Source organism: Microbacterium sp. 69-10 (assembly GCF_001897945.1).
Taxonomy (GTDB): Bacteria; Actinomycetota; Actinomycetes; order Actinomycetales; family Microbacteriaceae; genus Microbacterium.
Genome location: NZ_MKRT01000008.1, coordinates 54,548 through 60,165 on the forward strand (window position 1 = coordinate 54,548; position 5,618 = coordinate 60,165).

The window sequence follows — 5,618 nt, forward strand, 5'->3', positions numbered from 1 at the left end:
CGAAGTGTTCACTGTCGGTGCCCGCCGGCCGCGATCGAACCTGACATCGAGGCGCTTCCAGTTGGAGGACACGCAGTGAGCGGGGTCGAAGAGCTGGCCGCGGTCGAACGGGATCTGACCGGCGTCGCCGGGCTGATCCCGAAGAAGGCCGGTCAGGCGGTGCAGCAGACACTGATCCGCACCCGCGACGAGTGGCGGAAGCTCGCCAAGGGCACCCCGATGGGCCAGCAGTACACCGCGTCGATCGACTACACCGCGGGTGAAAGCGGAGTCGTCGGCGGGCGCGGTGTGCTTGAAGGCGAGGTCGGCCCGGACATCGCCCGCTACGGCGGGAAGACCGGCAAGGGTGGGCTAGTGCCCGGCATGGGGTTCTTCGATGACCCGGAGTCGACGCCAGTCGGGGTGAAGCCCGTTCGGGCGCGAAAGCGTGCCGAGCTGTTCGCCGAAGACGAGCTGGATCGGGGCATCGACATCGCCGTGGAACAGTCGCTCGCAGAGAGGGGGCTGGCATGAACCGCCAAGCCCACTTCGAAGCGATCCTGACGCACGCCCGCGAGCGACCGAACCTGATCGTGCACGATTCGGCCGCGCCGCTCGACTCGAACAATCAAATCGTGCGCGGGCAGTACGTGGTGCTGCACGACCTCGGGCCTGACGAGATCGGCAATCAGCGGTTCATGGAGCGCGACACGGTGGTGTCGGCGCGGCAGATGCGCGTCGTCGGCAGGTGCGTCGGCGTGGATCCTCCCGCTGCGCGCCGCACGGCGGATGCGTTCAAGGTGCAAGTCGATCAGTTCGTGATCGTCACGCCCGGCCGGGAGTGCACGCCCCTGGTGATCGATGAAGAGTCGGAAGTCACCGAAGACAAGGGCACTTCGCCCTCCCTCTGGTACGTGGATGTCGATTTCACGTACTGGTCAAACCCCGCCGGGTGATCATGCCCGGTTCGGCCCTCGCAGACGCGGGGGCTTTTTTCATGCCCCGGCGCAGGTCGGGTTGATCGAAGGAGGGCAGCATGCCCAAGGATCCGATTCCTCAGAGTTCGCAGTCCGATGGTCGCTGGAAGATCGCGTACGTGCCGACCGGCAACGCGCTGTCGGTGGCGATCATCAAGGGCGCGACGTCGAAGGCGATGACGTACAGCTTCACGCCTGGCGGTTTCGACTGGCAGACGACTCAGGCTGAGGTCGAGGACAAGCGTCTGACGCTCGACACCGACCTGTCCCGGCCGGGCAAGAAGAAGGAGACGCTGAACCTCAACTACGTGGATTCCGCAGACGCCGACTCGGCGGCGGCGATTCTCGTGGAAGGGCTGTCGGGCATGTTCGTGGTTCGCCGCGGCACCGACAACGCGACCGACTGGGCGGTGGGTCAGAAGGTCGACGTGATCACGTTCACGCTCGGTGCTCAGCGCCCGGACGCGCCCACGGAGAACGGTGTCGACACGATCTCGCAGCAGGCGTTCCTCACGAACGTCACGCAGCGGAAGGCGACGCTGGTCGCCTGACTCCGGTGGTCGGGGTGGGTGCGCCGCGCCCGCCCCGGCCACACCCGGCACGCGGCGACACGCAACCGAGGGGCAGAGATGAAGCTTGAAGAGCTGTTGGCGCAGGCCGACAAGATGATGGAAGCGGTTGAGCCGATCACGGTTCCGGTGAAGCTGAACGGCGGGCAGCACCTGGGCGTGCGGTTCCTGCCGATGAGTGGCGCCGACTGGCGCACGCTTACCGCGCGGCACGCGCCGCGCGATGGCGCCGAGAAGGACGCGGCGCGCGGGTACAACATCGCCGGAGTTGTCGCGGCATACCCGGACGTCGTGGTGATCACGGATGACGCGGAGCCGGATTCCCTGCTGCGCGAAGACTCGCTGGGGCACACGTACTCGATCTGGCCGGACGTGGCATCGCGCCTCACTGCGAAGAGCCTAGAAGCGCTCGAGTTCCAGATGTGGGCCGCGCACGAGTACACGCCCGAGCTGGTGGAGCAGGCGGGAAAAGCCTAGAAGGGCTGGCCCGCGAGGAAGCGGAGCTGGCCCGCGAGCTGGGCGTGACGGTGCGGGAGCTGCGCGGGTGGGCGCCGCGATCGGTGACCTTGGACGCTGACGGCAACGTGCTGTCGGTGACCGTGGCCGAGCCGCGGTTCACGCCGCGTGAGCGGATCCTGTTGCTGGCATCCCGCCGAATCGAGAAGACCCCGATCGGGCGTCACGGGTTGCCGATTGCGGTCGCGACGGACAAGGCGAACCAGTTCAAGTTCAAGGTTCCGCCGCCTGTCACCGACTGGGCGCAGAAGAAGATCAACGCCGTCCAGAAGCAGTACGAGAAGGACTACCCGAACGCCGACACGGATGCCCTGAGGTGGCGTGTCGAGCTGGACGACTGACCGCCAGATGACGGCGGGCTTCGCTCCGTCCCCTTCATAGATCTGGTCGGCGCCGATGGGTGCGCCTGCCTCGGTTTCCCATGGCCCGGATCGTCCCGGGTCGCAAAGACACGGGAGGTGGTCGCGTGTCTGAACGCGTGGTCAAGGTTCGGCTGCTGGCGCAGGTTTCCGAGTACGAAGCGGGGATGCTGAAGGCCGCTCGGGCGACCCGATCGACTGGGACCGAGCTGGAAAAGCTCGAGCAGAAGAAGCAGGCGTTTGAGCAGGTCGGCCGCGGGATGATGGCGACCGGCGCCGCTCTCGCCGGGGTAACGGCCCTGTCGGTCAAGGCCGCGATGGACTGGGAGTCGGCGTGGGCCGGCGTCACGAAGACCGTCGAGGGCACGCCCGAGCAGATGGGGCGCGTCGAAGAGGGGCTGCGCGGGCTGACGTCCGTGCTCCCGGCGTCGCACGAAGAGATCGCCGCGGTGGCGGAAGCCGCCGGGCAGCTCGGCATCCAGACGGGGAACGTCGTCGCCTTCACGAAGACGATGATCGATCTCGGCGAGACGACGAACCTGAGTGCTTCGGACGCCGCGACATCTCTCGCACGGTTCGTGAACATCATGGGCACTTCGCAGTCGCAGGTGTCGAACCTCGGCAGCGCGCTGGTGGGCCTGGGCAACAACTACGCCACCACCGAAGCCGAGATCATGGAAATGGCCATGCGTCTCGCTGGTGCCGGCAAGCAGATCGGGATGACCGAGGGTGACGTGCTGGGCTTGGCCACGGCGCTGTCGTCGGTCGGCATTGAGGCTGAGGCCGGTGGGTCGGCCATGTCGAAGGTCATGATCGACATCGCCGCGTCGGTCGAGAACGGCGATGAGAAGCTGGCGAAGTTCGCGGCGACCGCGGGCATGACCGTCGATGCGTTCTCGCAGTTGTGGCGGACGGACTCGGCGGCAGCGCTGTCGGCGTTCGTCAAGGGACTCGGAAGCGCCGAGTCTCAGGGCAAGTCGACGCTCGGCATCCTCGAGGATCTGGGCATCACCGAAGTGCGCATGCGTGACGCGCTGCTGCGCTCAAGCTCGGCGGCGGATCAGTTCGCCGGGGCCATGCAGATGGGTAACCGCGAGTTCGAGAAGAACAACGCCCTGACTGATGAGGCCGCGAAGCGGTACGAGACAGTTCAGAGCAAGATCTCGATTGCGGGCAACGCGATTCGTGACGCGGCAATCAGCATGGGTGAGCAGTTCCTGCCGATGGTCGGTTCGCTTGCTGAGGGTGCCGCGGACTTCGCGAAGTTCATCGGTGGCCTGCCGGACCCGGTGCAGGGTCTGATCGGGCTGCTCACGGGCACGGCTGGCGTGATCGGCCTGGCAGGTGGGGCGGCGCTGCTGGCGATCCCGAAGTTCGCCGCGTTCAAGGTGTCGATGGAAGTCCTCACCGGGACGTCGTTCAGCGTGCGTGGTGGTCTTGCGTCGCTGTACAGGTTCATGACGGGTCCGCTCGCGATCGGCATCGTGGGCCTGACGGCGCTGCTGTACACCTACAACAAGACGATGAGCGACGGCATCCCGGAGCAGGAAGCGATCAGGAACAAGATCGCGACGACCGCGGATGCCGCCGAGCGGCTGAAGTCGGCGGTGCAGGACAACAAGTTCTTCCCGCAGATCGACGCGAACACGAAGAAGCTGCTCGATGACCTGCCGGGGCTGCTGGATCAGGCGGCTGAGGCTCAGGGCAATTGGTTCGTCGGACTCATGAAGTCGTCCACGGCGTCCGATAAGGCCTTCGAGTCGCTGGACCGCTACGGGCAGGCGCTCGCAACGCTGTCTGCGACGGACATGCCCGCGGCGCAGGCCGGATTCGCCGACATGGTGGAAACCTGGGGTCTCACCGACAAGCAGGCGCTCACGCTGCTCGACAAGATGCCGGCGTTGAAGGACGCATTCACCAGGCTCGCGACCGAGCAGGGCATCGCGACCGACAGCAGCGAGTTCCTCGAGCTGGCAATGGGCAACCTGACCCCACCGACCGACGAGGCCGCGGCAGCACTTGACGGTGCTGGCGACGCGCTAGACGATGTTGAACGGGAAGCGGACGAAGCCGAACGCGCTCTCGACGGAGCCGCGAAGGCACTCGATGCTGTTGCGGGCAAGGCCATGCAGATGGGTGATTCGCACGACCGTGCGCTGGCTTCGCTGAACGCGCTGACCGAGGCCGCGAAGGCTGAGGGTGCGACGCTCGATGGGACGAACGATGCGTCGATTCGCCTGCGCGATTCTCTGCGCGACGTGGAGCAGTCGCACCGCGATTCAGCGGAAGCCATCATCCGAAACACGGGCGATCTGAAGGCTGCTCAGGCTGAGTGGGAGAAGGGCCGTCAGAAGGTCATCGAGATGCGGGTGGCGAAGGGCGAGGACATCGCTACTGCTACCCGTTGGGCCGATGAGAACCTGGGGTCGGCTTCCGAGGTGAAGGGCGCCCTGGATGGTGTCTATCAGCAATGGCTGAAGCTTGACGAAAAGGAAAAAGCCAAGCTCAAGATCGAGGTCGAGAAGGCGCAGGCGGAGGCGGCGCTGGAAGAGCTGAAGCAGAAGCTCGCGTCGATCCCGAACGTGAAGCGGATCAAGCTCGAGTCGTACACGGTCGGATCGAAGACGGTCGATGCCGGGTACAACTACCAGGGCGGGATCTACGAGCAGGGCGTGAAGCACTTCGCGCGCGGTGGCATCGAGTCCGGCATCTATGCCGGCGTGCAGGGCGGGATCCGCAACGGCGATGCCGTGTTCGCAGAGCGCGACATGGGCGTGCCGTGGGAGACGTACATCAGCGGGCGCTCGGCCGACCGCGGCCGAAACCTAGGGATCTGGATGCAGACGGGGCAGATGCTCGGCGCGTTCGGCCAGCCCCGCCAGCCATCGCAGTCGGTGGAGCTTCCTCCGGTGTACGTGCAGAACCCCTTCACGGGGGACTACCTGCTGGCGCAGGTGTCGACCGTCGCAGAGGGTGCGGTGGCCGCTCGCGGCGACCGACTGTCGGCCGACCTGCGGTCGAGAAGGAGGGCTGACGCTTGAGCGTTGACGCGATCAATCTGTTCACGAACCCGAACTTCGTTGCAGGGGCGGGGACGGTGGAGGTGCGCCGGAACCTGTGGCCTGACCCTTCGATGAAGGGCACGTCGTCTGTCGCTGGTCAGGGTGCGACGCTTGCCGCGGTTGCGGGCGGGTTGGAAGTGACACGTACCGGCTCGC

7 protein-coding genes are annotated in these 5,618 nt (G+C 66.1%); all 7 read left to right on the forward strand.

Going from position 1 to position 5,618, the window contains the following annotated elements; genetic code table 11:
• Positions 1 to 513, forward strand: a 513-nt coding sequence (locus BGN97_RS03665; protein WP_292698131.1) for a hypothetical protein, incomplete at its 5' end; no start/stop codon positions are given.
• Positions 510 to 935, forward strand: a complete 426-nt coding sequence (locus BGN97_RS03670; RefSeq protein ID WP_292698133.1) for a hypothetical protein — start codon at positions 510 to 512, stop codon at positions 933 to 935. The genes BGN97_RS03665 and BGN97_RS03670, both read left to right, overlap by 4 nt.
• An 80-nt stretch (positions 936 to 1,015) precedes the next feature.
• Positions 1,016 to 1,507 carry a hypothetical protein gene (locus tag BGN97_RS03675; protein WP_292698135.1) on the forward strand — a complete coding sequence of 164 codons (492 nt, stop codon included), beginning with the start codon at positions 1,016 to 1,018 and terminating at the stop codon, positions 1,505 to 1,507.
• A gap of 78 nt (positions 1,508 to 1,585) precedes the next feature.
• Positions 1,586 to 2,002 carry a hypothetical protein gene (locus tag BGN97_RS03680; RefSeq protein WP_292698137.1) on the forward strand — a complete coding sequence of 139 codons (417 nt, stop codon included), beginning with the start codon at positions 1,586 to 1,588 and terminating at the stop codon, positions 2,000 to 2,002.
• A gap of 83 nt (positions 2,003 to 2,085) precedes the next feature.
• Positions 2,086 to 2,382 carry a hypothetical protein gene (locus tag BGN97_RS03685; protein ID WP_292698139.1) on the forward strand — a complete coding sequence of 99 codons (297 nt, stop codon included), beginning with the start codon at positions 2,086 to 2,088 and terminating at the stop codon, positions 2,380 to 2,382.
• A 125-nt stretch (positions 2,383 to 2,507) separates the two neighbouring features.
• Complete coding sequence (locus tag BGN97_RS03690) at positions 2,508 to 5,441, forward strand: phage tail tape measure protein (protein WP_292698141.1); 2,934 nt, start codon at positions 2,508 to 2,510, stop codon at positions 5,439 to 5,441.
• On the forward strand, positions 5,438 to 5,618 hold a 181-nt coding region (locus BGN97_RS03695), incomplete at its 3' end, for a hypothetical protein (RefSeq protein ID WP_292698143.1). The genes BGN97_RS03690 and BGN97_RS03695, both read left to right, overlap by 4 nt.

Bases quoted from the DNA above. Each gene is read 5' to 3' on its own strand.
- BGN97_RS03680 (WP_292698137.1), top strand. From the start codon at position 1,586: ATGAAGCTTGAAGAGCTGTTGGCGCAGGCCGACAAGATGATGGAAGCG.
- BGN97_RS03670 (WP_292698133.1), top strand. From the start codon at position 510: ATGAACCGCCAAGCCCACTTCGAAGCGATCCTGACGCACGCCCGCGAG.
- BGN97_RS03675 (WP_292698135.1), top strand. From the start codon at position 1,016: ATGCCCAAGGATCCGATTCCTCAGAGTTCGCAGTCCGATGGTCGCTGG.